At 70.3% G+C, this 24,641-nt stretch carries 29 protein-coding genes and 1 pseudogene; 22 read left to right on the top strand and 8 right to left on the bottom strand.

The features are described from left to right. Positions 1 to 166: 166 nt before the first annotated feature. Both rpmA and rplU read right to left on the bottom strand, forming a co-directional pair. Positions 167 to 442: a 50S ribosomal protein L27 gene (gene rpmA / locus NUG20_RS06855; protein ID WP_263397630.1), complete on the bottom strand. Its 276-nt coding sequence runs from the start codon at positions 440 to 442 to the stop codon at positions 167 to 169. A gap of 12 nt (positions 443 to 454) precedes the next feature. Next, positions 455 to 775 (bottom strand): 50S ribosomal protein L21, encoded by a 321-nt coding sequence (gene rplU, locus NUG20_RS06850; RefSeq protein WP_145701260.1) that lies wholly within the window; start codon positions 773 to 775, stop codon positions 455 to 457. Positions 776 to 1,069: 294 nt separating this feature from the next. On the opposite strand from rplU, the gene uvrA reads away from it, so the two are divergent. From uvrA to NUG20_RS06825, 5 genes are all read left to right on the top strand, one after another. Continuing rightward, positions 1,070 to 4,036: an excinuclease ABC subunit UvrA gene (gene uvrA, locus NUG20_RS06845; RefSeq protein WP_263397629.1), complete on the top strand. Its 2,967-nt coding sequence runs from the start codon at positions 1,070 to 1,072 to the stop codon at positions 4,034 to 4,036. Beyond that, the gene (locus tag NUG20_RS06840; RefSeq protein ID WP_263397628.1) at positions 4,033 to 4,464 is read left to right on the top strand and encodes an acyl-CoA thioesterase; all 432 of its coding nucleotides are present in this window, start codon (positions 4,033 to 4,035) and stop codon (positions 4,462 to 4,464) included. Before uvrA ends, NUG20_RS06840 begins: the two co-directional genes overlap by 4 nt. A gap of 302 nt (positions 4,465 to 4,766) precedes the next feature. Next, complete coding sequence (locus NUG20_RS06835; RefSeq protein WP_263397627.1) at positions 4,767 to 5,546, top strand: enoyl-CoA hydratase/isomerase family protein; 780 nt, start codon at positions 4,767 to 4,769, stop codon at positions 5,544 to 5,546. Positions 5,547 to 5,618: 72 nt separating this feature from the next. Further along, positions 5,619 to 6,530 carry an acyl-CoA thioesterase II gene (tesB, locus tag NUG20_RS06830; RefSeq protein ID WP_263397626.1) on the top strand — a complete coding sequence of 304 codons (912 nt, stop codon included), beginning with the start codon at positions 5,619 to 5,621 and terminating at the stop codon, positions 6,528 to 6,530. 10 nt (positions 6,531 to 6,540) lie between these two features. Then, the gene (locus tag NUG20_RS06825; RefSeq protein ID WP_263397625.1) at positions 6,541 to 7,065 is read left to right on the top strand and encodes a putative signal transducing protein; all 525 of its coding nucleotides are present in this window, start codon (positions 6,541 to 6,543) and stop codon (positions 7,063 to 7,065) included. A 473-nt stretch (positions 7,066 to 7,538) separates the two neighbouring features. Here NUG20_RS06825 and NUG20_RS06820 read toward each other — a convergent pair whose 3' ends face one another. Continuing rightward, positions 7,539 to 8,147: an EF-hand domain-containing protein gene (locus NUG20_RS06820; protein ID WP_263397624.1), complete on the bottom strand. Its 609-nt coding sequence runs from the start codon at positions 8,145 to 8,147 to the stop codon at positions 7,539 to 7,541. A 217-nt stretch (positions 8,148 to 8,364) separates the two neighbouring features. Here NUG20_RS06820 and NUG20_RS06815 point away from each other — a divergent pair, with 217 nt between their 5' ends. The 7 genes from NUG20_RS06815 to NUG20_RS06785 all read left to right on the top strand — a co-directional run bounded on the left by NUG20_RS06815 (position 8,365) and on the right by NUG20_RS06785 (position 13,559). Beyond that, a complete protein-coding gene (locus NUG20_RS06815) occupies positions 8,365 to 9,126 on the top strand; it encodes an arginyltransferase (protein WP_317852736.1) in 762 nt (253 codons plus the stop codon). Positions 9,127 to 9,267: 141 nt separating this feature from the next. Beyond that, positions 9,268 to 10,509, top strand: coding sequence for an endonuclease/exonuclease/phosphatase family protein (locus NUG20_RS06810; protein ID WP_263397623.1), 1,242 nt, complete (start codon positions 9,268 to 9,270; stop codon positions 10,507 to 10,509). Between the two features lie 131 nt (positions 10,510 to 10,640). After that, complete coding sequence (locus tag NUG20_RS06805) at positions 10,641 to 11,024, top strand: roadblock/LC7 domain-containing protein (protein WP_309912508.1); 384 nt, start codon at positions 10,641 to 10,643, stop codon at positions 11,022 to 11,024. Between the two features lie 10 nt (positions 11,025 to 11,034). Then, positions 11,035 to 11,535, top strand: a complete 501-nt coding sequence (locus tag NUG20_RS06800; protein ID WP_263397621.1) for a PAS domain-containing protein — start codon at positions 11,035 to 11,037, stop codon at positions 11,533 to 11,535. Then, positions 11,532 to 12,287 carry a PhnD/SsuA/transferrin family substrate-binding protein gene (locus tag NUG20_RS06795; protein WP_263397620.1) on the top strand — a complete coding sequence of 252 codons (756 nt, stop codon included), beginning with the start codon at positions 11,532 to 11,534 and terminating at the stop codon, positions 12,285 to 12,287. The genes NUG20_RS06800 and NUG20_RS06795 overlap by 4 nt, the downstream gene beginning before the upstream one ends. 10 nt (positions 12,288 to 12,297) lie before the next feature. Then, the gene (locus NUG20_RS06790; RefSeq protein WP_263397619.1) at positions 12,298 to 12,942 is read left to right on the top strand and encodes a hypothetical protein; all 645 of its coding nucleotides are present in this window, start codon (positions 12,298 to 12,300) and stop codon (positions 12,940 to 12,942) included. Next, a complete protein-coding gene (locus NUG20_RS06785; RefSeq protein WP_263397618.1) occupies positions 12,939 to 13,559 on the top strand; it encodes a hypothetical protein in 621 nt (206 codons plus the stop codon). The genes NUG20_RS06790 and NUG20_RS06785 overlap by 4 nt, the downstream gene beginning before the upstream one ends. A 66-nt stretch (positions 13,560 to 13,625) precedes the next feature. On the opposite strand, the gene purT is transcribed toward NUG20_RS06785, so the two are convergent. Further along, positions 13,626 to 14,813 carry a formate-dependent phosphoribosylglycinamide formyltransferase gene (purT, locus tag NUG20_RS06780; protein WP_263397617.1) on the bottom strand — a complete coding sequence of 396 codons (1,188 nt, stop codon included), beginning with the start codon at positions 14,811 to 14,813 and terminating at the stop codon, positions 13,626 to 13,628. A gap of 141 nt (positions 14,814 to 14,954) precedes the next feature. Here purT and NUG20_RS06775 point away from each other — a divergent pair, with 141 nt between their 5' ends. The 10 genes from NUG20_RS06775 to NUG20_RS06730 all read left to right on the top strand — a co-directional run bounded on the left by NUG20_RS06775 (position 14,955) and on the right by NUG20_RS06730 (position 21,641). Beyond that, entirely contained in the window at positions 14,955 to 15,839 is an 885-nt protein-coding gene (locus NUG20_RS06775) for an SPFH domain-containing protein (protein WP_263397616.1), read from the top strand. 58 nt (positions 15,840 to 15,897) lie between these two features. Beyond that, complete coding sequence (locus NUG20_RS06770) at positions 15,898 to 16,077, top strand: type II toxin-antitoxin system antitoxin (protein WP_263397615.1); 180 nt, start codon at positions 15,898 to 15,900, stop codon at positions 16,075 to 16,077. Further along, complete coding sequence (locus NUG20_RS06765) at positions 16,074 to 16,250, top strand: DUF4177 domain-containing protein (RefSeq protein WP_263397614.1); 177 nt, start codon at positions 16,074 to 16,076, stop codon at positions 16,248 to 16,250. The genes NUG20_RS06770 and NUG20_RS06765 overlap by 4 nt, the downstream gene beginning before the upstream one ends. Before the next feature lies 1 nt (position 16,251). Beyond that, positions 16,252 to 17,547 carry an alpha/beta hydrolase gene (locus tag NUG20_RS06760; protein ID WP_263397613.1) on the top strand — a complete coding sequence of 432 codons (1,296 nt, stop codon included), beginning with the start codon at positions 16,252 to 16,254 and terminating at the stop codon, positions 17,545 to 17,547. A gap of 5 nt (positions 17,548 to 17,552) precedes the next feature. After that, positions 17,553 to 18,110 (top strand): PH domain-containing protein, encoded by a 558-nt coding sequence (locus NUG20_RS06755; protein ID WP_263397612.1) that lies wholly within the window; start codon positions 17,553 to 17,555, stop codon positions 18,108 to 18,110. A gap of 15 nt (positions 18,111 to 18,125) precedes the next feature. Continuing rightward, positions 18,126 to 18,932: a M15 family metallopeptidase gene (locus NUG20_RS06750; protein ID WP_263397611.1), complete on the top strand. Its 807-nt coding sequence runs from the start codon at positions 18,126 to 18,128 to the stop codon at positions 18,930 to 18,932. Beyond that, the gene (locus NUG20_RS06745; protein ID WP_263397610.1) at positions 18,929 to 19,513 is read left to right on the top strand and encodes a hypothetical protein; all 585 of its coding nucleotides are present in this window, start codon (positions 18,929 to 18,931) and stop codon (positions 19,511 to 19,513) included. The genes NUG20_RS06750 and NUG20_RS06745 overlap by 4 nt, the downstream gene beginning before the upstream one ends. 50 nt (positions 19,514 to 19,563) lie before the next feature. Continuing rightward, positions 19,564 to 20,997 carry an FAD-binding oxidoreductase gene (locus NUG20_RS06740; protein WP_263397609.1) on the top strand — a complete coding sequence of 478 codons (1,434 nt, stop codon included), beginning with the start codon at positions 19,564 to 19,566 and terminating at the stop codon, positions 20,995 to 20,997. 105 nt (positions 20,998 to 21,102) lie between these two features. Beyond that, positions 21,103 to 21,303: a hypothetical protein gene (locus tag NUG20_RS06735; RefSeq protein ID WP_263397608.1), complete on the top strand. Its 201-nt coding sequence runs from the start codon at positions 21,103 to 21,105 to the stop codon at positions 21,301 to 21,303. Continuing rightward, on the top strand, positions 21,282 to 21,641 hold the full coding sequence (locus tag NUG20_RS06730) for a hypothetical protein (protein ID WP_263397607.1): 360 nt from the start codon (positions 21,282 to 21,284) through the stop codon (positions 21,639 to 21,641). Before NUG20_RS06735 ends, NUG20_RS06730 begins: the two co-directional genes overlap by 22 nt. A gap of 40 nt (positions 21,642 to 21,681) precedes the next feature. On the opposite strand, the gene NUG20_RS06725 is transcribed toward NUG20_RS06730, so the two are convergent. From NUG20_RS06725 to NUG20_RS06710, 4 genes and pseudogenes are all read right to left on the bottom strand, one after another. Beyond that, on the bottom strand, positions 21,682 to 22,362 hold the full coding sequence (locus NUG20_RS06725) for a DNA-3-methyladenine glycosylase family protein (protein ID WP_263397606.1): 681 nt from the start codon (positions 22,360 to 22,362) through the stop codon (positions 21,682 to 21,684). Positions 22,363 to 22,366: 4 nt separating this feature from the next. Further along, complete coding sequence (locus NUG20_RS06720) at positions 22,367 to 22,738, bottom strand: DUF423 domain-containing protein (RefSeq protein WP_263397605.1); 372 nt, start codon at positions 22,736 to 22,738, stop codon at positions 22,367 to 22,369. A 99-nt stretch (positions 22,739 to 22,837) separates the two neighbouring features. Further along, entirely contained in the window at positions 22,838 to 24,010 is a 1,173-nt protein-coding gene (locus NUG20_RS06715) for a polyketide cyclase (protein ID WP_263397604.1), read from the bottom strand. Positions 24,011 to 24,480: 470 nt separating this feature from the next. Next, positions 24,481 to 24,549 (bottom strand): annotated as a pseudogene (locus NUG20_RS06710) (DNA-binding response regulator); the annotation flags it as partial. Between the last annotated feature and the right edge of the window lie 92 nt (positions 24,550 to 24,641).

The raw sequence follows: 24,641 nt of genomic DNA, 5'->3' as shown, positions 1-24,641 counted from the left end.
AGCGGCCCCGATAGACCGAGGTGACGGCAAGGACTTGAAGCGATCCGCCGTTGCGAATCCCCAATCCCCAATCCCGCCATCCCGGCCCTCCAACGAAAAACCCCGCCGAAGCGGGGCTCTCGTCAGCAAGCCTGCGCCATCGGCACAGGCCCTGGAGGCGAAACGCTTACGCCTCGACGGCGGCCGCTTCGGCAACCACGCTCACGGTGCGACGCTTCTTGGCGCCCTTCACCGAGAACTCGACCTTGCCGTCGACCAGCGCGAACAAGGTGTGGTCACGGCCCAGGCCGACGCCCGAACCCGGGTGGAACTGGGTGCCGCGCTGACGCACGATGATGTTGCCGGCCTCGATCGCCTGGCCGCCGAACATCTTCACGCCCAGGTATTTCGGGTTGGAGTCGCGGCCGTTGCGCGAGGAACCTACGCCTTTTTTGTGTGCCATGACTGCTGCTCCTTACTTCTTGTCGCCACCGGCAATGCCGGTGATCTCGATTTCGGTGTAATGCTGACGATGTCCCTGACGCTTCATGTGGTGCTTGCGGCGACGGAACTTGATGATGCGCACCTTGTCGGCGCGGCCATGGGCCACGACCTTCGCGGTGACGGTGGCGCCCTTCAGCGCGTCACCGAGCTTGATGCCGTCGCTGTCGCCCAGCATCAGGATGTTGTCGAACTTGATCTCGTTGCCGGCTTCGACTTCGAGCTTTTCCACGCGGAGCGTTTCGCCCTGCGCGACGCGGTATTGCTTACCGCCGGTTACCAGTACTGCGTACATGACCAGACTTCCTCTGTAGTTATTGTGGTCGCCCCTGCCGTGCCTCTTCGGGCAGACAGGAGCGGAATTGTAATGGCTTCAGCGGGTTAGGGTCAAGTCCCCAGCCCGGCGCGGCTGCGGCCCCGGCGCCGCGCCGCGATTGGCTGAACCGGCCAGCCGCGTGCCCGCCCGGATCCTGGCAAATCCGGCAATTGCCCCCACCTGACAAGCTGGGTACGCTGATCGATTGCCGTCCCCTCTCCGCCCCCACGCTGGCCCTGGGCTGTCGCCCGGCCGGCACAACACGGACTCCTCATGGCGATGGATTTCATCCGCATCCGCGGCGCGCGGACGCACAACCTCAAGAACCTCGACCTCGACCTGCCGCGCGACAAGCTGATCGTGATCACCGGCCTGTCCGGCTCGGGCAAGTCGTCGCTGGCGTTCGACACCATCTACGCCGAAGGCCAGCGCCGCTACGTGGAGTCGCTTTCGGCGTACGCGCGGCAGTTCCTCAGCGTGATGGAAAAGCCCGACATCGACCACATCGAAGGCCTGTCGCCGGCGATCGCGATCGAGCAGAAGTCGACCTCGCACAACCCGCGCTCCACGGTCGGTACCATCACCGAGATCTACGACTACCTGCGCCTGCTGTACGCGCGCGTCGGCCAGCCGCGCTGCCCGGAACACGGCTATCCGCTGGAAGCGCAGACGGTCAGCCAGATGGTCGACCACATCCTGACCCTGGACCCGGAGCAGCGCTACATGCTGCTGGCGCCGGTGATCCGCGAGCGCAAGGGCGAGCACGCGCAGGTGTTCGAGCAACTGCGCGCGCAGGGCTTCGTGCGCGTGCGCGTGGACGGCGAGCTGTACGAGATCGACGCGGTGCCGGCGCTGGCGCTGCGCCAGAAGCACACCATCGAGGCGGTGATCGACCGCTTCCGCCCGCGCGAGGACATCAAGCAGCGCCTGGCCGAGAGCTTCGAGACCGCGCTGAAGCTGGCCGACGGCATGGTCTCGGTGCAGTCGCTGGACGACACCGCGGCCGCGCCGCACCTGTTCTCGTCCAAGTACAGCTGCCCGGTCTGCGACTACTCGCTGCCGGAGCTGGAGCCGCGGCTGTTCTCGTTCAACGCGCCGATGGGCGCCTGCCCGAGCTGCGACGGCCTGGGCGTGGCCGAGTTCTTCGATCCCGAGCGCGTGGTGGTGCATCCGGAGCTGTCGCTGTCGGCCGGCGCGGTGCGCGGCTGGGACCGGCGCAACGCCTACTACTTCCAGCTGATCGCCTCGCTGGCCAAGCACTACAAGTTCGACGTGGACGCGCCGTGGCAGTCGCTGCCGGCGAGCGTGCGCCAGGCGGTGCTGTACGGCAGCGGCGACGAGACCATCACCTTCACCTACTTCACCGACGCCGGCGGCCGCACCCAGCGCAAGCACCGCTTCGAGGGCATCATCCCCAACCTGGAGCGCCGCTACCGCGAGACCGAATCGCCGGCGGTGCGCGAGGAACTGGCCAAGTACATCAGCCAGCGGCCGTGCCCGGAGTGCAAGGGCGCGCGCCTGAACAAGGCCGCGCGCAACGTGTTCGTCGCCGATCGCCCGCTGCCGGACCTGGTGGTGCTGCCGATCGACGATGCGCTGCGCTTCTTCCGCCAGCTCGACCTGCCCGGTTGGCGCGGCGAGATCGCCACCAAGATCGTCAAGGAGATCGCCGAGCGGCTCGGCTTCCTGGTCGACGTCGGCCTGGATTACCTGACCCTGGAACGCAAGGCCGACACCCTGTCCGGCGGCGAGGCGCAGCGCATCCGCCTGGCCAGCCAGATCGGCGCCGGCCTGGTCGGAGTGATGTACGTGCTCGACGAACCGTCGATCGGCCTGCACCAGCGCGACAACGAGCGCCTGCTCGGCACGCTCACGCGGCTGCGCGACCTGGGCAACACGGTGATCGTGGTCGAGCACGACGAGGACGCGATCCGCCTGGCCGACTATGTGCTGGACATCGGCCCCGGCGCCGGCGTGCACGGCGGCGAGATCGTCGGCCAGGGCACGATCGAGGACCTGCTGAAGGCGCCGCGCTCGCTGACCGGCCAGTACCTGTCGGGCAAGCGCCGCATCGAGATCCCGGCCAAGCGGCACAAGGCCAACCCGAAGATGACCCTGCACCTGCGCGGGGCCACCGGCAACAACCTCAAGAACGTGGACCTGGACATCCCGGCCGGGCTGCTGACCTGCGTCACCGGCGTATCCGGCTCGGGCAAGTCGACGCTGATCAACGACACCCTGTTCACCCTGGCCGCCAACGAGATCAACGGCGCCTCGCATGCGGTGGCGCCGTACCGCGAGATCGAGCACCTGGATCTGTTCGACAAGGTGGTGGACATCGACCAGTCGCCGATCGGCCGCACCCCGCGCTCCAATCCGGCCACCTACACCGGCCTGTTCACGCCGCTGCGCGAGCTGTTCGCGCAGGTGCCCGAATCGCGCGCGCGCGGCTATTCGCCGGGCCGTTTCAGCTTCAACGTGCGCGGCGGCCGCTGCGAGGCGTGCCAGGGCGACGGCCTGATCAAGGTCGAGATGCATTTCCTGCCCGACGTGTACGTGCCCTGCGACGTGTGCCACGGCAAGCGCTACAACCGCGAGACGCTGGAGATTCTGTACAAGGGCTTCAACATCAACGACGTGCTGCAGATGACCGTCGAGGATGCGCTGCGCCTGTTCGAGCCGGTGCCGACCATCGCGCGCAAGCTGGAGACGCTGGTCGACGTCGGCCTGAGCTACATCAAGCTCGGGCAGAGCGCGACCACGCTGTCCGGCGGCGAGGCGCAGCGGGTGAAGCTGTCCAAGGAACTGTCGCGCCGCGATACCGGCCGCACCCTGTACATCCTCGACGAGCCGACCACCGGCCTGCACTTCCACGACATCGAAGCGCTGCTGGGCGTGCTGCACAAGCTGCGCGACGAGGGCAACACCGTGGTCGTGATCGAGCACAATCTGGACGTGATCAAGACCGCGGACTGGGTGGTGGACCTGGGTCCGGAAGGCGGCCATCGCGGCGGCACCATCCTGGCCACCGGCACGCCGGAGGAGATCGCCGCGCATCCGGATTCCTACACTGGCCAGTTCCTGGCCAAGCTGCTGCCCGTCGGCACCGTGGCCAAGCCGACCAAGCCGGCGGCGATGGCCAACAAGCCAGACGCGCTGCCGCCGCGCAAGAGCAAAGCCGAAAAGGCCGCCGCCAAGAAGGCGGCCAAGAAGACCACGACCAAGAAGGCCGCACGATGAGCACAACCCCCGCCGATTCCGCTTCCCCCTCGCACAAGCCGCTGGCGCGCGTGCCGATCAGCGTGCGCTGGCGCGACATGGACAGCATGGGCCACGTCAACAACGCCAAGTACATCTCCTACCTGGAGGAGGCGCGCGTGCGCTGGCTGCTGAACGTGGAGGGCTTCTCGATGCGCAACCGCATCGCCCCGGTAGTGGCCGCGACCAACGTCAACTACCGGCGCCCGATCGTGTGGCCGAACGACGTCGTGGTCGAGCTGTTCGTCGAACGCATGGGCAGCAGCAGCATCACCGTCGGCCACCGCATCGTCGACCAGAAGGACGACAGCGTGCTGCACTCCGACGGCAACGTGGTGGTGGTGTGGATCGACACCCAGACCGGCAAGAGCGCGCCGCTACCGGACGAGATCCGCGCAGCCTGCGGCTGATTGAAAAGCCGGGATTGGGGATGACCAGCCGTTCGGCTGTGGAAAGCAGGAATTCGGGATTGGCCAACCCAGTCCCACGCAAGGTCGCTTTTGCGAATCCCAAATCCCCAATCCCGAATCCCAGCCCTTGTAGGAGCGACTTCAGTCGCGACGCGCAGAACCCACAGGCTGCAGGCAATGCGGCCCGGGCGCCAACACGGCCAGAGACGCCAGCCCGATGGTCAGCCGCCGTACGCCTGCGGATGGTTTGAGCTTCGTGGCTCTATGATAGCCATCCCGCACCGCGCCTCCGGACGTTCCGCATGACCTCGCTGATCCAGGTTCTCGATCACGGCCCCATCCGCCAGCTGCGCCTGGCGCGCGCGCCGGTCAACGCGCTGGACACCGCCCTGTGCACCGAACTGGCCGCGGCGATCGCGCAGGCGCAGGCCGACGCGGTGCACGCGCTGGTGCTGTCCGGCAGCGAGCGCATCTTCTCCGCCGGCATGGACGTGCCGCACCTGCTCGGGCACGGCAACGACCGCGCCAAGCTGCTCGACAGCTGGCAGCAGTTCTTCGGCGCGGCGCGCGCGCTGGCCGACAGCGCCATCCCGGTGGTGGCGGCGCTGACCGGCCATGCGCCGGCCGGCGGCTGCGTGCTGGCGCTGTGCTGCGATTACCGGGTGATGGCGCGCAGCCCGGAGCCGGCGCACCCGGTCAGCATCGGCCTCAACGAGACCCAGGTCGGCCTGGTCGCGCCGGAAGGGATCCAGCGCCTGCTGCGGCGCGTGGTCGGCGCGCACCGCGCCGAGCGGCTGCTGGTCGGCGGCGAACTGGTCAGCGCCGAACGCGCGCTGGAGATCGGCCTGGTCGACGAACTGGCCGACGCGGAACTGGTGGTCGCGCGCGCGGTGGCGTGGCTGCAGGATCTGCTGCAGCGGCCGCGGCAGCCGATGCTGCAGACCCGTGCGATCGCCCGCGCCGACCTGCGTGCGGCGCTGGCCGACGAGCACATCCAGCTCGAGCGCTTCGTCGATGGCTGGCAGGCACCGGACACCCAGGCCGCGCTGCACGCGCTGGTGGCACGGCTGGGCAAACGCTGAGCGGCGCAGGCACACAGGCCGGCGCAGGCGGCCCGGTATAATCGTGGACACCCCTCGCCCAGGCCCCGCCTCTTGTCCGCCAAGCCGCCCGCCCCCGTCGTGTCCGAACTGATCGAACTGCTGTCGCTGGAACGGCTGGAGGACAACCTGTTCCGCGGCCAGAGCCGCGACATCGGCACCAAGTACGTGTTCGGCGGGCAGGTGCTGGGCCAGGCGCTGTCGGCGGCGCAGGCGACGGTGGACAACGGGCGTCGCGTGCATTCGCTGCACGCCTATTTCCTGCGCGCCGGCGACATCGACCATCCCATCGTCTACGACGTGGACCGCACCCGCGACGGCGGCAGTTTCTCGGTGCGCCGGGTCACCGCGGTCCAGCACGGCAAGGTGATCTTCTTCTGCGCCGCCTCGTTCCAGGAGCAGGAAGACGGCGCCACCCACCAGCTGAAGATGCCGGAAGTGCCGCAGCCGGAAGACATCGAGCCGACCCCGGCCGCGCGTCCGGAGGTGCTGGCGACGCTGCCGACCAAGGTGCAGCGCTGGCTCTCGCGCGGCGGCCCGTTCGAGTTCCGCCACGTGTATCCGCGCGACGAACTGAGCCCGCCCAAGCGCCCGCCGTTCCAGCAGATGTGGTTGCGCCTCAGCGAGCCGGTCGGCGACGCGCCGGAACTGCACCAGGCGCTGCTCGCCTACGCCTCGGATTTCCACCTGCTCGGCACCGCGACCTTTCCGCACGGCATCAGCTACTACACGCCGAACGTGCAGATGGCTTCGCTCGACCACGCGCTGTGGTTCCATCGCCCGTTCCGCGCCGACGACTGGCTGCTGTATTCGCTGGACAGCCCCAGCGCGCAGGGTTCGCGCGGCCTGGCGCGCGGCCAGTTCTTCACCCGCGACGGGGTGCTGGTCGCCAGCACCGCGCAGGAAGGCCTGATCCGCGTGGTGCCCGAGGCCGGCGCCGCGGCGCAGGTCCCGGCCAAGCACTGAGACGACGACGATGCGGCAGATCTTCAGCAGTCAGCGCGTGGAAACCGCCGAAGGCGTGGCCAAGCTGCTGCGCGAGCACGGCATCGAGGTACGGCTCAGCAACGGCCGCTCCTACCGCAGCCGGCGCAGCGGCCAGTTCAGCTACATCGAGCCGATGGCGACGCAGGTGCAACCCACGGTGTGGGTGGTGCACGCCGACGACCAGCCGCGCGCGCGCGCCTTGCTGCGCGAGTCAGGCCTGATCGACAGCACCCGCCAGGACCCGGCGCAGACGCTGCCGTACCTGAGCGAATTCCGCTCGCAGGCGGTGCCGGACACCGGCAAGCGCTGGGCGTGGCGCATCCGCGTCGCGCTGCTGCTGGCGATCGGCGCGGTGGCGCTGGTGACGGTGTTGCGCCATCGCGGCAACCAGGCTGCGGTGCCGGCAGCGGCGCCGGTCGCAGCGCCGGCCAACGCGGCGGCGCCGCAGCCCGCGCCGAGCGCCGACGACGACGAAGTGCGGGTGCGGGTGCAACCGGCGCAGCGCGGGAACTGAGTCGCCATCGGCAAGGGCATCGCGTTTCTTGCAGGGTTTGGGGTGGCCGCTGACGATCGACGGCCGCCGAAGCCGGCGATTTCGCCACCGCGCCTGTGGCGGTTGAAGCCGCTCGCGATCGACTGACTGGCGGCACTGCTGGCTGCACTTTAGGAAGGGCTTCAGCCCCGACAGGCTGCCGAAGTTCGCCACTGGGCCAATGGGCCTGTCGCGATTGAAACCGCCTGCGATTGGCTGGCTGGATGCACTGTAGGAGGGGCTTCAGCCCCGACAGACCGCCGAAGTTCGTCACTTCGCCAATGTACCTGTCGCGGTTGATGGTCCGAGGCCACCCGGAACCGCTCCTACAGGAGCATGGCGATTGAACCGGTGTGCTGCGGTAGCGCTGCGTGGACAAACAAAAACGCCCCTGCGCATCGCTGCGCAGGGGCGGGTGTCGATCGGCGCCTTGTTGCTTGTTACGGAGTGGACGCTCAGTTCGCGTCGGCCGCGGCCGGCGCCGGCTTCGGCCCCTGCTTCTGGCCGGGCTTGTGGTCGGGCTTGTGCATCCGCATCGACTGCGCCGCATCGAACTCGGCACGGCTGAGCATGCCGTCCTTGTTGGTGTCGGCCTTGGCGAACCATTCGTCGCGATGCTGCTTGGAACGCAGCTCGAAGTCGGCGCGATCGGCGAAGCCGTCCTTGTTCGCGTCCATCTTGTCGAAGCGCGCGGCGAACTTCGGATCGGCCTTGGCCTCGTCGCGGCTGATGCGGCCGTCCTTGTTGGTGTCCAGCTTGGCCAGCATCGCGCCATGCTCGCCGCGTCCGCCGCGCTCGCCGTGACGGCCATGGCGCGGGAACTCGTCGGGAGTCAGCTTGCCGTCGTGGTTCTTGTCGAGCGCATCGAAATGCTCGGCCAGGCGCGGGTTGGCCGCGGCCTCGCTGCGATCGACGACGCCGTCGCCGTTCTTGTCGAGCTTGGCGAAGCCGCCGGCATCGGCCGGCGCGGCGGGATCCGACGGCGGCGGCGGATTGGCGGCGTAGGCGCCGGCGGACAGCACGGCGAGCACGGCCAGGGCGAGCAGCGGATTGCGGTAATTCATGGAAAAACTCCCTGAGGGAAAAGGAAGGAACCGTGCCGACGCGACACGCGCGTACGGCAGTCACCAGCGCAGAACGGACGGACCGCGGAGCGGGCCGGCGCATCGGCGCCTTCAGTGCAATCAACGCCCCGGCGCCGGCGCGGTTGACCCGCGCCGGGGCGCATTCATGCGGCGGACAGTCGCGGCCGCTGCGATCGCGAAGCGCTATGCTGACCGCATGGCCATCCATACCGACGTCAGCGACGACCTGCGGCTGTTCCAGACCGGTCAGCACGCGTGCGGCTATTGGCCCGAACGGCAGGCGCGCGACCTGGTGCTGGACCCGCACGACCCGCGCCTGGGCGCGCTGTATCCGTTGGCGCTGAGCTGGGGCTTCCGCCGTTCCGGCGATCTGGTCTACCGGCCGCATTGCGACCACTGCCGTGCTTGCGTGGCGGTGCGCATCCCGGTCGCCGAGTTCGTGCCCGACCGCAGCCAGCGCCGCTGCCTGGCGCGCAATGCCGACATCGACGTGCGCATCGTCGCCGCCGAACGCAGCGAGGAGCAGCTGGCGCTGTACCAGCGCTACCTGCGCATGCGCCATCCCGGCGGCGGCATGGACCAACACGGCGCGCACGAGTTCGACCAGTTCCTGATCGGCCGCTGGTCGCACGGGCGCTTCCTGGAAATGCGCCAGAAGACGGCGGACGGTGCGCGCGGGCCGCTGCTCGGCGTGGCGGTGACCGACATCGCCGAACAGGCGCTGTCGGCGGTCTACACTTTCTACGATCCCGACGCCGCCGGACGCGGCCTGGGCACGCTGGCGATCCTGCACCAGATCGAATGGGCCAGGCGCGAAGGCCTGAGCTATCTGTACCTGGGCTACTGGATCCGCGGCCACCAGAAGATGGACTACAAGCGCCGCTTCCGGCCATTGCAGGCCTACGACGGACGCAGCTGGCGCACGTTCGACGAGGACGCCGGCCGCCTCGGCGACTGAGCGCGGCGGCGTTCGCGCGCGCCGCGCCCGCACCTGCTGCCTGCGCCTACCCGGGCATCGCGCTCCAGCTTCCGCAAGCGGCGATCCGCGCGCCGCCGCGGCGCCATCGTTCGGACATGCGCCGCGTGCCAAACTGCGCGCATGAACCCACGCGCCCTGTTGCTTGCCCTGACCCTGCTGTGCGGCGCCTGCGCGCACACCGGCCCCGCCCCGACCGCCGCCACGCCCGCCGCACCCGCGAGCGCGCCGCTGCGCCTGGCCACCTACAACACCTCGCTGTACTCGGACGAGGACGGCGGCCTGATCGCCGAACTGCAGGGCGACAGCGCGCACGCGCGCAAGATCGCCGCGGTGCTGCAGCAGGTGCGCCCGGACCTGGTGCTGCTCAACGAGTTCGACTACGACGACGCGCACCGTGCCGCCGACCTGTTCCAGCAGCGCTATCTGGACGTGGCACAACCCGGCGGCGGCGCCGCGCTGCGCTATCCGTACCGCTACCTGGCGCCGGTGAACACCGGCGTGCCCAGCGGCCTGGACCTGGACAACGACGGCCACGCCGGCGGCCAGGGCCGTGCGCGCGGCAACGACGCCTGGGGCTACGGCCTGCATCCGGGCCAGTACGGCATGCTGCTGCTGTCCAGGTACCCGATCGACGCCGACGCGGTGCGCAGCTTCCGCCTGCTCAAGTGGAGCGCGATGCCCGGCGCGCTGCGGCCGATCGATCCGGCCAGCGGCCGCACGTTCTACAGCGACGCGGTGTGGGCGCAGCTGCGGCTGTCGTCGAAGTCGCATTGGGACGTGCCGGTGCGCACCCCGCTGGGCGTGGTGCACGCACTGGTCGCGCATCCCACGCCGCCGGTGTTCGACGGCGCGGAGAAGCGCAACGCGGCGCGCAACCACGACGAGCTGCGGCTGTGGCGCGAATACCTCGGCGGCACCGGCAGCGCGTCCTGGCTGTGCGACGACGCCGGCCGTTGCGGCGGCCTGGCCGCCGACGCGCGCTTCGTGATCCTCGGCGATCTCAACAACGATCCGGTCGACGGCGATGGCCGCCACGACGCCATCGTCGAACTGATCGAACATCCGCGCGTGCTGCGCTACCCGACCCCGCGCAGCGCCGGCGGCGAGGAAACCGCGCGCGCCTACGCCGCGCAGGGCATCGTCCGGCGCGGTTCGCCGGCGCAGGTCACCGGCGACTTCGGGCCCAAGTCCGGCGCGATGCGGCTGGACTACGTGCTGCCGTCGGTCGGTTTCCGCTACCTGGACAGCGGCGTGTTCTGGCCGGCCTCCGGCGCGCCGGCCGCGGCGATCGCCGACGGCAGCGACCATCACCTGGTGTGGGTGGATGTGGCGGGGGAGTCGGGATTGGGGAGTCGGGATTAGGGATTCGTAGCGCTGGCGGTCGCCGGCGACTGAGCTGATCCGGACTTTGGGGGTCGCCGCGCCGCGGCCTTGATCCAGATCAAGGGCAATGGCGCGCAAACGCTATCCAATGCATTCCGCACCCCGTCGGGATGCGTCAACGGATAGCGAGCATGCGAACGCAACAGCTGCAACAGGCGCTGGAGGGACTCAACGGCGCCACCGCCGACATCGAGGCCTCGGCGCTGATCTCCCTGGATGGACTGACCATCGCCTCGGCGATGCCGCAGGGCATGGACGAGGATCGCGTCGGCGCGATGTCCGCCGCGCTGCTGGCGCTGGGCGAGCGCAGCGCGCGCGAGCTGGCGCGCGGGCCGCTGGAACGGGTGCTGATCCAGGGCGAACTCGGCTACGTGATCATGAGCGCGGCCGGGCGCGAAGCGGTGCTGACCGTGCTGGCCAAGCCCAGCGCCAAGCTCGGCCTGGTGTTCCTGGACATCAAGCGCGCCGCCCAGGCGCTGCAGCAGATTCTCTAGGGCCGCCGCCATGCCGCTGCCGCCGATGGATCCGCCGCACGAGCCGCACCGCAGCGCCGAGCTGCGCTATCACGACGGCAGCCGCCGCCTGGTGTACTGGAGCGAACGCGAAGTGGCCTACCCGGACGGGCGCCTGATCGTGTCGCGCACCGACCTGGACGGCGTCATCACCCATGCCAACGACGCCTTCGTCGAACTCAGCGGCTGGCCGCGGGCGACGCTGATCGGCGCGCCGCACTGCATCCTGCGCCATCCGGACATGCCCAGGCGCGCGTTCGCCGACCTGTGGGACACGGTGCTGCGCGGCGAGAAGTGGCACGGCTATGTCAAGAACCTGCGCCGCGACGGCGCCTGCTACTGGGTCTACGCCACCGCGCTGCCGAACGTGCGCGATGGCCAGGTGGTCGGCTTCACCTCCGTGCGGCGCAAGCCCTCGCGGCGGCGCATCGACGCGCTGCTACCGCTGTACGCGCAATGGCTGCAGGACGAACGCGCGCAGGCGCCGGCATGAGCCTGGACTTCCTGGTCGCGCCGGATTTCGCGCCGGAGAACTTCGGCGGCTGGTACCTGCTCAGCACCGTGCTGCAGCGCCGCGCCGGCGTCGGCCTGCACCTGCTGATGCCGGCCGATGCCGCCGAGCAGAAGCAGGTGCTGGACGCCAGCGTGGTCGACCTGGTGTACGCCAGCCCGTTCGATGCCAGCGCGCTGATTCGCACGCGCGGCTACCTGCCGGTCGCACGTCCGCGCGGGCATGCCGACGAGGTGGTGATCGCCGCGGCCATGGACGCGCCGGCGCGCTGCGTGGAAGACCTGTCCTATGGCTGCCGCATCGCGCTGACCGACAACCACGACGTGCGCCTGATCGCGCTGCGCCTGCTGGAGCCGGCCGACCTCGACCCCGAGCGCATCGCCTGGCGCCCGGCCAGCAGCTATGCCGCGGTGGCGCGGCTGCTGCTGGAAGGCGAAGCCGATGCCGGCCTGTTCCTGGCCGATGCCTATCGCCGCCTGTCGCGGCTGACCCGGGAGCGGCTGCGGCCGCTGGTGGAAAGCGCGTTGTGCGACATCGGCCACGTGCTGCTGGCGCATCCGCGCATCGCCGCGCAGCTGCCTGCGTTGCAGGCGGCGTTGCTGGCGCTGGGCGACGCCGCGCACCGCGAGGACCAGGGCGTGCTCGACGCGCTGGGCCTGGAACAGGGCTTCGAAGCGATGGGCATGGAGGAGGCGCAATTCATGATCGACCTGATCGACACCCTGCTGGACTGAGCGCATCGCCATGGCCACCCGCCCCGCTCCCGATCCGGCCCGCCTGGTGATGCGCACGCATGCGCGCGCGCTGCTGCGCGATCCGCGCGACGCCGCCGCACATCTGGCGCGCCTGCATGCGGCGCTGCAACTGCACGACAACGAGCCGGCGCAAGGCGTGCTCGCCGACCTGTTCGTGGCGCTGCCGCGGCACGACACGGCGTTGCGCCAGGTCGCGCTGCAAATGGCCGCCGCGCACCTGCCGCCGCACGTGGCCGAGGCCTTCCAGCGCCACAGCCATGGCCACGCGTTGCTGCCGATCAATGCTCTGGCCACGCGCTGGAGCGTGCTGGCGCGACCATCGGCGGACGTGCCGGCGCGGGTCCGCCGGGCCAGCCCCGACCATTCGCGGCGCATGGTGCGCGAGGTGGTCGAGGCGCTGTGCGAAGGCGCGCCGCTGACCGCCGCGCGCTGCGAGCGCGAGTTCCTCGACTACTGCATCAGTTGCCAGGACAAGCTGGCCTTCATGCTCGCCAGCCGCGAGCTGCGCCGCCATGCGCTGGCGCTGGGCGATCGCTGGGACCGCACCGCACGCTGGCTGCAGCAGCGCGACCTGCTCGGCGGCCGCAACATCGCCGCCGACCTCCCTCTTTCCATCGCAGAGCATCGGCCATGAACGACCAAGACCCGACCTGGCTGATGCCGACGCCGCACGGCGTGCTGCACGGTTTCGCCAGCGCCGCGCCTGACCGCATGCAGCGCGCGCTGCAACTGCTGCTCAGCGCGCACGGCGCGCTGTCGCTGCCGGAATGGCGCACGCGCGTGGACGGCGATGCGCAGCGCCTGCTGACCGAGGCGCGCGAGCGGCAATGGATCCAGTTGCTGCGGCGCCCGCTGCCCGGCCCGGAGATCCGCCTGGACGATTTCGCCCAGCACGTGATCGCGCCGCTGTCGGCCGAACGCCGCGCCGTGCTCGCCTCCGATGGCGGCTTCCGCCTGGGCCATGCCGGACTGAGCCAGGACGAGGCCGACACGCTGAGCGTGGCCGCAGCCGACTTCTCCGGCTTCGCCCAGCGGCAGAGCGCGCGCGGCTGGAGCGGCGCGCAGCGCTACGTGTCGTTCTACAGCGAACCGCAACTGTTGCTGCCGGACTGGTCGTTCGTGCCGTTCTGGGTCGACGGCGCCGGCTATTGGCTGGTGCTCGGCGGCGAGGCGCTGCTCAACAACCTGGCGATGGTGGAACTGGTGTGGAGCATCCGCCTGGCGGCGGCGCGGTTCGCGCCGCCGGGTTGAGGAGTGGCCGGGATTTGGGATTCGGGATTGGGAACGGCGTGACTAGCGCGTCACTTTTCCGTGCCGTCAGGCCTTCAGTTCGATGGTCAGCGCGGCTGCCGCATCACGGGCGGTCTGGCGCGCTTCGTCGATGCTGGCGCCGCGCGCCAGGGTCACGCCGACGCGGCGGTGGCCGTGCACGCTGGGCTTGCCGAACAGGCGCAGCGCGGTGTCCGGGGCCTGCAGCGCGGCGGCCACGTTGCCGAACAGCGGCACGCCTTCGCCGTGCGCCAGCAGCGCGCACGAGGCCGACGGCCCGCTCTGGCGGATGACCGGGATCGGCAGGCCCAGGATCGCGCGCGCATGCAACGCGAACTCGCTCAGTTCCTGCGAGACCAGCGTGACCAGGCCGGTGTCGTGCGGCCGCGGCGAGACTTCGCTGAACCACACCTCGTCGCCCTTGACGAACAGCTCCACGCCGAACAGGCCCCAGCCGCCGAGGTCGTCGGTGACCGCGCGCGCGATCTCCTGCGCCCGCTGCAGCGCCAGCGCCGACATCGGCTGCGGCTGCCAGCTCTCGCGGTAGTCGCCATCCTTCTGCCAGTGCCCGATCGGATCGCAGAACGCGGTGCCGGCGGCATGGCGCACGGTCAGCAGGGTGATCTCGTAGTCGAAGTCGATGAAGCCCTCGACGATGCAGCGGCCGGCGCCGGCGCGGCCGCCGGTCTGCGCGTATTCCCAGGCGGCGTCGATTTCGGCTTCGCTGCGCAGCGTGCTCTGGCCCTTGCCCGAGGACGACATCACCGGCTTGACCACGCACGGCAGGCCGACCGCGGCGATGGCCTCGCGGTATTCCTGCGGCGTGTCGACGAAGCGGTACGGCGAGGTCGGCAGGCCCAGGGTCTCGGCGGCCAGGCGGCGGATGCCCTCGCGGTCCATGGTCAGCCGCGCCGCGCGCGCGGTCGGGATCACCCGCTGGCCGTGGTCGCGCTCCAGCGCCACCAGCGTCTCGGTATGGATCGCCTCGATCTCCGGCACGATCAGATCCGGCTGTTCGCGCGCGATCAGCTCGCGCAGCGCCATCGCATCGAGCATGTCCAGCACGTGCGAACGGTGCGCGACCTGCATCGCCGGCGCATCGGCATAGCGATCGGCGGCGATCACCTCCACGCCGAAGCGCTGCAGCTCGATCGCCACTTCCTTGCCCAGTTCGCCCGAGCCCAGCAGCAGCACGCGGGTGGCGGAAGCGGACAGCGGGGTTCCCAGGGTGGTCATGGCGGCGGTGCCTGCGCGGAAAGAGGGGCGCCATTCTAACGGCCCGGCGCGCCCGCCCCACCGCGAAGGGGCCGAACACCCCCTCTTGCAAACAGATATCAAAGTGATATCGTTTGTTCACACACCTGGGGGAACACCGCAATGAAAGAACGCACGCTTCGCTCGCTCTCCGGCATCCCGGCCCTGCTCGGCCTCCTGGCGCTGGCAGGCGTGGCGCTGTGGCTGTTCGTGATCGGCATCATCAAGGACCCGGTCGGCGGCGGTCCGACCTCGCTGCCGCTGGTGCTGTTGGCGCTGCTGATCGGCGCCGCGACCCTGCTCGGCCTGTGCGGGCTGTACACGGTGCAGCCGAACCAGGCCGCGGTGCTGAGCCTGTTCGGCAAGTACGTGGGCACGGTCAAGGACAACGGCCTGCGCTGGAACAACCCCTTCTATTCGAAGAAGAAGGTCAGCCAGCGCGTGCGCAACTTCGAGAGCGGCCGGCTCAAGGTCAACGAGCTGGACGGCAGCCCGATCGAGATCGCCGCGGTGATCGTGTGGCAGGTGATCGATGCGTCCGAGGCGGTGTACAACGTCGACGACTACGAGAGCTTCGTGCACATCCAGTCCGAATCGGCGCTGCGCGCGATGGCCACCAGCTATCCGTACGACCAGCACGAGGACAGCCAGATCTCGCTGCGCAGCCATCCGGCCGAGATCAGCGAACAGCTCAAGCGCCACCTCGACGAGCGCCTGACCCAGGCCGGCGTGGACGTGATCGAAGCGCGCATCAGCCACCTCGCCTACGCGCCGGAAATCGCCCAGGCGATGCTGCAGCGGCAGCAGGCCAACGCGGTGATCGCCGCACGCACGCGCATCGTCGCCGGTGCGGTGGGCATGGTCGAGATGGCGCTGGCCGAACTGCAGAAGAGCGGCGTGGTGCAACTGGACGAGGAGCGCAAGGCGCACATGGTCAGCAACCTGCTGACCGTGCTGTGCTCGGACCGCGGCGCCCAGCCGATCGTCAACGCCGGTTCGCTGTACTGATGCACCAGCCGCTTCCCCTCCGCGCGGTCGTCGCCGCGCGGACGCAATGGATCCCCGCATGAGCGAGAAGAAGGCCTATCCGCTGCGCATCAACGCCGACGTGCTGGCGGCGGTGCAGCGCTGGGCCGACGACGAACTGCGCAGCCTCAACGCGCAGATCGAATACGTGTTGCGCGACGCGCTGCGCAAGGCCGGCCGGCTGCCCAAGCCCGGCGACGACAAGGCGCCGGAATCATGAGCAAACGCTGGGAATATCTCACCGTCGAAGCCAAGACCAATCTGATGCTGGGCCTGAAAATGGAGGAACTGCAGGCCGAACTGAGCAAGCAAGGCAAGCTGGGCTGGGAACTGGTCAACGTCCTCACCCTGCCAGGCACCAAGCCGCTGCTGATGTTCAAGCGGGAACTCTGACATGCGCCCGCGCAGCGCGTGGCGCCTCGCGCTGCCGTTGTTGCTGGCGTGCTCCTGCGCGCTGGCGGCCACGCCGCGACAGGCCGCCGACACGCTGTTGGACCGCCTGCAGGCCGGCGACATCGCCGCGGCCGAACGCGACTTCACGCCGGCGATGGCGCAGGCGGTGCCGGCCGAGAAGCTGGCCGAGGTCTGGCGCTCGATTTCCGCGCAGATGGGCGCGTTGCAGCAGCGCGGCGCGGCCACCGAACGCCGGCAGCAGGGCCTGAGCCTGATCGAGCGACGCCTGCAGTTCGAACGCGGTGCGCTGCTGGCGCACGTCTCGGTGGACGCGCACGGCAAGATCGCAGGCCTGCTGCTGACCCCGGCGCCGCCACCGGCTCCGCCGCCGCCCGCCGCCGATGCCGGCTTCGCCGAACAGGCATTCGCGGTCGGTCCGCTGCCCGGCACCCTGGCGCTGCCGGCGGGCAAGGGACCGTTCCCGGCGGTGGTGCTGGTGCAGGGCTCCGGCCCGCTCGACCGCGACGAGACCATCGGCCCGAACCGGCCGTTCCTGGACGTCGCGCGCGGCCTGGCCGCGCAGGGCATCGCGGTGTTGCGCTACGACAAGCGCACCTACGCGTTGCCCGAGAGCTTCGCTGGAAACGCGAACTTCACCATGGACGACGAGACCACCGACGATGCGGTCGCCGCGGTCGCGGCGCTGGCGCGCACGCCGCGCATCGATCCCAAGCGCATCTTCGTGATGGGCCACAGCCAGGGCGGCATGCTCGCCGCCCGCATCGCGCGCCGCTCCGGCAAGACCGCCGGGATCGTCCTGTGGGCGGCGCCGGCGCGCTCGCTGCTGGACCTGCTGCTCGACCAGAACCGCTACCTGCTCGGCCTGCAAGGCACGCCATCGGCGCAGGGCCAGGCACGCCTGGCCGACATCGAGCGCCGCGTCGCCAACGTGCGCGGCACCGGCGCGGTGGCCCGCACCGACGCGCCGCTGGACATGCCGGCCGCGTACTGGCGCGCGTTCGACCAGGTGGATCCGGTCGCAGACGTGCGGGCGCTCGGACAGCCGGTGCTGTGGCTGCAGGGCGAGCGCGACTTCCAGGTCACCGCGCCGGACTGGCAACGCTGGCAGCAGGCGCTGGGCGACGCTCCGTGGGCGACGCTGCACCGCTATGCGCAGCTCAACCACCTCGGCATCGCCGGCAGCGGCGCGCCGTCGCCGGCCGAGTACGCGCAACCCGGCCATGTCGCCGCGCAGCTGATCGACGCTACCGCTCAGTGGATCCGCGCGCAGCGATGAACGGGATGCAGCGCCCTTCCCGCCCGCTGCCCGCCGCGCGCGACTACAACGTCGCCACGCCCGGCGGCCTGCCGCTGCTGGCGCTGTGGCTGCCGCTGCTGGGCGTGGCCGGCGCGATCGTCGCCGTCATCCTGGCCGACTCGGGCCCCGCGCATGGCGCGCATTGGATCGGCCCGTGCGTCCTGGCCGCGACCGGCGCGGTCATGCACGCGCTGTACCTGCGGCGCTGCATCCGCCTGCAGGGCAGCGCGCTGCGGATCCGCTCGACCATGTTCAACGCCTGCACCGAGATCGCATCGATCGACCTGGCGCATGCGCGCGTGGTCGACCTGGCCGAGCACACCGAACTGGCGCCAGGGCGCAAGTTGTTCGGCTACGGCCTGCCCGGCTTCAAGTCCGGGCATTTTCGCATGCGCAACGGCCAGCGCGCGTTCTGCCTGCTCACCGACGCCAGCCGGGTGCTGGCGCTGCCGCTGCGCGACGGGCGCTGGCTGCTGCTGAGCCCGGAACAGCCGCGGCAACTGCTGCAGGACCTGCAACGGCTGGCCGCGCGCAGCGCTTAGCCCTACCCTGTGCGGATGCGCCCCGCTCCCGCCCTGCTGCTCAACACCGAATGCATCGAACTGCTGCCGGCCAGGTTGCTGCGCGCGCGCAGCAACCTCGATGCGCGCCTGCTCGCGCAGGCGACCTGGCTGTTGCAGCGCAAGTGCGACGGCCGCTACCTGGCGGCCGCCTCCGCGCACGGCCTGCACGCGCTGCTGCCGCGGCTGATGCACGAACCCGGCATCGAGGCGGCGCTGGATCGCCTCGACGCCCTGCCCCTGCGCCGGCAACCCGGCGACGCCGGACTGCTGCCGCTGAGCGCCTTGCACGAACGCCTGGCCGGCCTCGGCCTGGACGCCGAGGACTATGCGCGCAGCACCGGCCTGCCGCTGCAGGCCGAGCCCGCCACCCTGCATACCGCCGGCCGCGACCGCTACCGGCGCCCGCTGTGGCTGACCGCCGGCGCCGCACGCGCCTGGCAGGCACTGCAACGCGCCGCCGCGCGCGACGGCGTGGTGCTGGAGGCGATCTCCGGCTACCGCAGCCACGACTACCAACTGGGCATCTTCGCGCGCAAGTTCGCGCGCGGGCAGACCCTGCAGCAGATCCTGCAGGTCAATGCTGCGCCCGGCTACAGCGAGCATCACAGCGGCGAGGCGCTGGACATCGGCACGCCCGGCGAGGCGCCAGCCGAGGAGAGCTTCGAGCGCACGCCGGCCTTCGCCTGGCTGCGCGCGCACGCCGCCGGCTTCGGTTACCGGATGAGCTATCCGCGCGGCAATCCGCACGGCATCGTCTACGAACCCTGGCATTGGCGCTGGCATGCGGGAGCGTCGGCATGAGGCAGCGCGTCGCGGGCGTGTCGCGCGGCAGCCTGGCGGGTTGCGCCCTGGGCCTGCTGGCGCTGTCGTTTGCCGCCTGCGCACAGTGGCACGACCGCCAGGGCACGCCAGTCGCCGACAGCGCCGGGCGCGCGCACGACAAGAATTTCGCGGCGACGGTCCACGTCGCCGACGAGGCCGCGTTCGCGCGTTTCGGCAAAGAGTGGACCGAGACCGACAGCCGCCACGGCCCGCAACTGCGCACGACCGAGCGCGTGCGCCGCGGCAAGCCGATCCGCGTGGTCGTGCTGTATTCGGGCTGCGCGCCCAGCCCCAACAACGACGGCGCCTGCGACGCGCAACTGCGCCTGCGCATGCTCGGGCCGGATGGCCACGTCGCGCTGCAGGAACCTGCGCGGCCGCTGACCACCGGCGGCAAACCGGCCGCGCCAGGCATGCTGGAACTGGCGCCGCTGTCGCTGCAGATCCGCTTCGAGCCGGCGGATCCGCTCGGCACCTACACCCTGCATGCCACGCTCAACGATCCCAGCCAGGACGCCTGGGTGCGCGTGCAGACCCAGGTGGAATTGGTCGCCGATTGACGCGCTGCCGATGACCTGCAACCGCCACCACCACTGAGAACACCGCGCTTATGGACGAGCACATCGACACCCGGCGTCGCGCCGCAACCGCCGCCCTGTTCGGCGCGGGCGCCGCATTGGTGCTGCCGGGATGCCGGCGCGACAGCGCCGACCCGCCGCAGGTCAGCGACATCGCCGGCATCGACCGCACCGCGGTCGCGCGCATCGCGCGGCCGCGCAGCGTAGCCGAGGTCGCCGCGCTGCTGCGCGACAGCCAGGGCGCGGTCTCGATCGGCGGCGCGCGTTACAGCATGGGCGGGCAGATCGGCGCCGCCGGCTCGCTGCACCTGGACCTGCGCGAACTCGTCGGCCTGGTGAAGCTGGATCCGGCCGCGCAGCGCATCCGTGTGCGCAGCGGCATGCGCTGGCGCGACCTGCAGGACCTCATCGACCCGCACGATCTGGCGATCGCGGTGATGCAGAGCTACAGCAACTTCAGCGTCGGCGGCTCGGTCGCGGTCAACTGCCATGGCCGCTACCTGCATGCCGGGCCGATCGCGCACACCGTGCAGGCGCTGCAGCTGGTCGATGCGCAAGGCCAGGTGCACGAACTCGACCGCGAGCGCGACGCCGAGCTGTTTTCGGCGGCGATCGGCGGCTACGGCGGGCTGGGCGTGGTCACCGAAGTGGAACTGGCGCTGGCCCGCAACGACATGCTGGAACGGCACGCGCAGCACGTGGCGCTGGCGGACTATCCGGCCTTCTTCGCCGAACGCATCGCCGCCGACCCGCGCGCGGTACTGCACAACGCCGACCTGCTGCCGCCGCAGTTCGACCGCCCGCTGGCGGTGACCTGGCTGCGCAGCGACGCCACGACCACCGACACGCGCCGGCTGGTGCCGCGCGGACAGGACTACGCGCGCGAACAGAACCTGATCTGGGCGGCCTCGGAACTGCCGCTGGGCGAGTCGTTGCGCGAGCGCTACCAGACCGCACCGCTGCTGCACACGCCGTCGGTGATGCGCCGCAACTGCCAGGCCAGCCTGGATGCGCGCTCGCTGGAACCGCGCACGCGGCGCATGTCCACCTATCTGCTGCAGGAGTACTTCCTGCCGCTGCCGGCCTTCGCCGCCTTTGCGCGCGAGATGAGCGCGATCCTGCGCCGCCACGACGTCAACGCGCTCAACATCTCGATCCGCCACTCGCCTGCCGACACCGTGTCGTTGCTGCGCTGGGCGCCGCAGCCGGTGTTCTCCTTCGTGCTGTACTACAAGCAGCGCAGCGGCGCCGCCCCGGACCGGGCCGCGGAGGTGTGGACCCGGCAGCTGATCGACGCGGCGCTGGCGCACGGCGGCCGCTACTACCTGCCGTACCGGCTGCATGCCACCCCGCACCAGTTCGCCGCGGCCTATCCCGAAGCCGAGGCGTTCGCGCGGATCAAGCGCCGCATCGATCCGCAGCACCGCTTCCGCAACCGGCTGTGGGACAAGTACCTGCCGGCGTGAAGCCAGGGGCGATGGCGCTTGCGGCGAGCATCCGCTGCGGCCAGGCGCTCAAGTTGCCGCGCTTGCAACCGATATCGCGGCGTCCCCTCCAGGAAATCCACGCTGATGGAACAGAACCCCTACTCGGCGCCGGCCGCCGACGTGCAGGCCAGCCCCGCCGCGCCGCTGGGCAAGGCACCGGACGATGTGCTGCGCAGGATCACGGTCGGCTGGATCGTGGCCGCGTTGTGTGCGGCGCTCAGCCTGTTCCTCGGGCTGGCGGCGCTCAAGAGAACGGCAACACCGTGGCCGGTATCGCCGGCGTGATCGAAGCCGTGTTCATCGCAGCGCTGGCCTACGGCTTGCAGCGCAAACACCGGGTGGCGGCCTGCGTACTGCTGGCCTATTACGCCCTCATCCGCATCACGTTCCTGCTCACCGGCCATCTCGATGGTGCGGTCCTCGGGGTGATCGTGATCCTGGTCTATTTGAGCGCGGCGCGCGCCACCTTCCAGTATCACCGCTGGCTGCAGCAGGAACGGCGCTTCCCGTCCTCGCAGCGGCCGCGGTTGAGCGACGATCCGCTGTTCCGGACGCCGCCGCCGCCGGCTACATCGGCAGTGGACGGGCTACTGCACGAGCAGACCGCTTCGCCGTCGCCCTGACCGCCGCCGCCCGGCACGCGGCAGCGCGGCGTCGGCTCGCCTACTCCTGCGAGCGCGGCGTCGGCGTCTTGGTCATCGCCGCCAGCTCCACGTGGGCGATGCGCCACAGATAAAAGCTGGCGTAGCTGCGGTACGGCGCCCAGCGCTCGCCGCGGGCCAGCAGGGCCTTCGGGGTCGGCGGCAGTTCCAGCTTGTCCACGCGCTGGGCGCCCTTGCGGATGGCTAGGTCATCCACCGGCAGCAGGTCGGGGCGGCCGAGGCGGAACATCAGCATCATCTCGACCGTCCAGCGCCCGATGCCGCGGATCGGCAGCAGCGCCGCCACGATCGCGTCCTGGTGCATCGTCGCCATCTGCCGCAGGCCGGGAATCTCGCCGGCCGCCTCGCGCCGCGCCAGGTCGCGCAGCGCCAGGGCCTTGTTGCCGGATACGCCGCAGGCGCGCAGGCCGGGATCGTCGATCCGCGCCAGCGTGTCGGCGTGCAGCCGGGCACTGCCGATCGCCGCCTCGACGCGGCCGACGATGCTGGCCGCGGCCTTGCCGCTGAGTTGCTGGAACAGGATCGCGCGCGCCAGCGCATCGACCGGATCGAAGCGCTTGGACCAGCCCGGTTGCGGCGCGATCGGGCCGATCCGGCGCATCCACGCGCCGAGCTTGCGGTCGCGCCGGCTCAGGTGCTCGTAGGCGGCCTGGGTATCGAACCCGCGCGGATAGCTGGGCACCGCGCTACCGCCTCAGCGCATCCAGCGCCCACAGCACCCAGCCCAGCATCAGCGTCGTCCCGCCGACCGGGGCCAGCTTGGTCGGCCATTGCGCCAGCGCGTTGCCGGCCAGGCTGCCGGAGAACAGCAGCGTGCCGAGCAGCAACAGCGCCAACGCGGCGCGGCCGAGCAGGCGTTCGCTGCTGCGGGCCAGTGCCGCCAGCGCCAGGCCATGGCCGAACGCGTACAGCGCCGCGGTCTGCAGGTGCGACTGCGCCAGCGGCTCGGCCACGCCGTGCGAGGCGTAGGCGGACAGGCCGATCGCGGCAGCCGCCAGCAGGCCGCCGGCGCAGGCCAGCCAGGAGCGTTTGCGCGCACGACGATCGAAATTCAGCATGACGATGCTCCGTTGCGGCCGGGTTTCCGGCACCCCATAAACGAAACGCGCCGCAAGATGCGGCGCGTTTCGTGGTCACTCATCATCCAGGCGACTGGCTTACTTGATCGCCCAGTAGATGTCGTACGTGCCTTCCGGCGTGAACGACTTGTCCACGCCGCCCTTCCAGGCCTCGTACGGACGGTCGGTCACGTCGTAGCCGCTGGTCGCGGCCCAGGCGCGGACCGCGTTGCGCGCCGCATCCAGGCCCGCCATGTGGCCGGCGTAGCCGGCGAACGCGGAACGGTGCGCTTCGGTACGCAGGTAGGTGACCGGCGCGCCCTGCGGGATGGTCAGCTTCAGCGGCTCGCCGCTGGCGGCGACCGGGGTCGCGTCGACCGGGGCCGCAGGAGCCGCCGCCGCCGCGTCGTCCTTCTTCTCTTCCGGCTTGGCCGCCGCATCCGGCTTCGGCGCGCCACCGGCACGCTTGCGCACCGGCTGGCTGACGTCGAAGGCGTACTTGTCGGAACCGAAGTCGGTGGTGACGATGCGCACCGGACCGGCCGCTTCCAGGCCGTTGGCGTCCATCACCCGCTTGATCCACTCCTGGTTGTCCTTGATGGACTTCTTGATGGCCTCGTTGTCGCGGTCGATGTTGCCGGCGTTGACCACCAGCAGATCCTCGGCCGGAACGTCGACGATCTTCAGGTCCTTCAACGGGGTTTCCTCGGCGCGGTAGTCGACGTTCGGCACGGTGGCCAGCACGTTGCTCAGCCGCGACAGGCCCAGCTTGATGTCGTCGCCGACATGGCGGCTCACGTACAGGCCGGCGTAGCGACCGAACAGGTCCCAACCGTACTTGACCGTGTAGTCCTGGGTGATCTTGACGTTGCGGCCGCTCTTGCCGGTCGGCTCGAGCTTGAACGACGTGGACTTGTCGGTGCCCTTGCTCTCGTCTTCGATGCCGATGACGACCTGCTTGTTCTTCTCGGTCGAGGTGATGGTCCAGCTGCCCTTGCCGATGTAGCCCTCGTTGGAGGCGTAGTCGAGACGGGCGCCGACGCCAGCTTCGGGGCCGGAAAGCTTCAGTTGGATACGCGGATCGCGCAGCACCAGAGGGTTCCAGTCCTTGAACCGACGCAGGCTGTTAACCGTGTCATAGACGATGGTCATGCGCCGGTTGGTCTCGACGCTCTCGGACATGTGACGCTCCGAGGGCAACACCAGGCCAACGAGGACGAACAGGCCAGCCACGATCCCCAGTGCGATCAGGAATTCGATAATACGGGTCATTCAGGAGGTCTCCGGGGCCGATCCCACGGCCGGGTTAATGAAGCGAAGCGGCCATCCTAGCAGGCTTCGCGGTTCGTGGTCATGCAGATCGCGGCGCGGAATTCGGCACAGTGGCCAATTCCCCGCGAAGGCGCCGTGCACAGCGCCGCCGCGCTGAGCTGCGGGCGACCATACCATTGTCGCCGGGGCAGCGGCGGACAGGCCTGGGGCGGGGTCGCAGCGCTGCGGCGGCCCCGCTTCGGCGACGCGTTTGCGCCTGCGCGCGGGCCATGCCGCCGGGCTGGCCGGCCAGACCAATGCATCCGCAGCAGTGTAGCGTCGGGCCAGCGGTTCGGACCTTCTCCAGCCGTTGCTCGGCGGGCCTGCGGCTTCGTTCGTCGCGACTGAAGTCGCTCCCGCAGGGGGCCGCGCCATCGGCTCGCGCGCCGGCGGTGCCCGGCGCGCTGCGCCGGGCCGGGCATCCTGTCCCGTCAGACCAACTGCAGCTCGAACGCCTTCAGTACCGCCCGGGTGCGGTCGCGCACGCCCAACTTCGACAGGGTGAGCGGGCGCCGTTTGCGAGCCACTGGCTCGCGCGCCCGCGAACGCCCGGCGCGCTGCGCCGGGCCGGGCATCCTGTCCCGTCAGACCA

The organism is Xanthomonas sp. CFBP 8443 (assembly GCF_025666195.1).
In the GTDB taxonomy this organism is placed as follows: Bacteria; Pseudomonadota; Gammaproteobacteria; order Xanthomonadales; family Xanthomonadaceae; genus Xanthomonas_A.
The sequence above is the reverse complement of the archived record's forward strand: the minus strand, read 5'-3'. Positions and strand labels throughout refer to the sequence as shown.

Bases quoted from the DNA above. Each gene is read 5' to 3' on its own strand.
- rpmA (WP_263397630.1), bottom strand. From the start codon at position 442: ATGGCACACAAAAAAGGCGTAGGTTCCTCGCGCAACGGCCGCGACTCC.
- rplU (WP_145701260.1), bottom strand. From the start codon at position 775: ATGTACGCAGTACTGGTAACCGGCGGTAAGCAATACCGCGTCGCGCAG.
- uvrA (WP_263397629.1), top strand. From the start codon at position 1,070: ATGGCGATGGATTTCATCCGCATCCGCGGCGCGCGGACGCACAACCTC.
- NUG20_RS06840 (WP_263397628.1), top strand. From the start codon at position 4,033: ATGAGCACAACCCCCGCCGATTCCGCTTCCCCCTCGCACAAGCCGCTG.
- NUG20_RS06835 (WP_263397627.1), top strand. From the start codon at position 4,767: ATGACCTCGCTGATCCAGGTTCTCGATCACGGCCCCATCCGCCAGCTG.
- NUG20_RS06825 (WP_263397625.1), top strand. From the start codon at position 6,541: ATGCGGCAGATCTTCAGCAGTCAGCGCGTGGAAACCGCCGAAGGCGTG.
- NUG20_RS06820 (WP_263397624.1), bottom strand. From the start codon at position 8,147: ATGAATTACCGCAATCCGCTGCTCGCCCTGGCCGTGCTCGCCGTGCTG.
- NUG20_RS06815 (WP_317852736.1), top strand. From the start codon at position 8,365: ATGGCCATCCATACCGACGTCAGCGACGACCTGCGGCTGTTCCAGACC.
- NUG20_RS06810 (WP_263397623.1), top strand. From the start codon at position 9,268: ATGAACCCACGCGCCCTGTTGCTTGCCCTGACCCTGCTGTGCGGCGCC.
- NUG20_RS06805 (WP_309912508.1), top strand. From the start codon at position 10,641: ATGCGTCAACGGATAGCGAGCATGCGAACGCAACAGCTGCAACAGGCG.
- NUG20_RS06800 (WP_263397621.1), top strand. From the start codon at position 11,035: ATGCCGCTGCCGCCGATGGATCCGCCGCACGAGCCGCACCGCAGCGCC.
- NUG20_RS06795 (WP_263397620.1), top strand. From the start codon at position 11,532: ATGAGCCTGGACTTCCTGGTCGCGCCGGATTTCGCGCCGGAGAACTTC.
- NUG20_RS06790 (WP_263397619.1), top strand. From the start codon at position 12,298: ATGGCCACCCGCCCCGCTCCCGATCCGGCCCGCCTGGTGATGCGCACG.
- NUG20_RS06785 (WP_263397618.1), top strand. From the start codon at position 12,939: ATGAACGACCAAGACCCGACCTGGCTGATGCCGACGCCGCACGGCGTG.
- purT (WP_263397617.1), bottom strand. From the start codon at position 14,813: ATGACCACCCTGGGAACCCCGCTGTCCGCTTCCGCCACCCGCGTGCTG.
- NUG20_RS06775 (WP_263397616.1), top strand. From the start codon at position 14,955: ATGAAAGAACGCACGCTTCGCTCGCTCTCCGGCATCCCGGCCCTGCTC.
- NUG20_RS06770 (WP_263397615.1), top strand. From the start codon at position 15,898: ATGAGCGAGAAGAAGGCCTATCCGCTGCGCATCAACGCCGACGTGCTG.
- NUG20_RS06765 (WP_263397614.1), top strand. From the start codon at position 16,074: ATGAGCAAACGCTGGGAATATCTCACCGTCGAAGCCAAGACCAATCTG.
- NUG20_RS06760 (WP_263397613.1), top strand. From the start codon at position 16,252: ATGCGCCCGCGCAGCGCGTGGCGCCTCGCGCTGCCGTTGTTGCTGGCG.
- NUG20_RS06755 (WP_263397612.1), top strand. From the start codon at position 17,553: ATGCAGCGCCCTTCCCGCCCGCTGCCCGCCGCGCGCGACTACAACGTC.
- NUG20_RS06750 (WP_263397611.1), top strand. From the start codon at position 18,126: ATGCGCCCCGCTCCCGCCCTGCTGCTCAACACCGAATGCATCGAACTG.
- NUG20_RS06745 (WP_263397610.1), top strand. From the start codon at position 18,929: ATGAGGCAGCGCGTCGCGGGCGTGTCGCGCGGCAGCCTGGCGGGTTGC.
- NUG20_RS06740 (WP_263397609.1), top strand. From the start codon at position 19,564: ATGGACGAGCACATCGACACCCGGCGTCGCGCCGCAACCGCCGCCCTG.
- NUG20_RS06735 (WP_263397608.1), top strand. From the start codon at position 21,103: ATGGAACAGAACCCCTACTCGGCGCCGGCCGCCGACGTGCAGGCCAGC.
- NUG20_RS06720 (WP_263397605.1), bottom strand. From the start codon at position 22,738: ATGCTGAATTTCGATCGTCGTGCGCGCAAACGCTCCTGGCTGGCCTGC.
- NUG20_RS06715 (WP_263397604.1), bottom strand. From the start codon at position 24,010: ATGACCCGTATTATCGAATTCCTGATCGCACTGGGGATCGTGGCTGGC.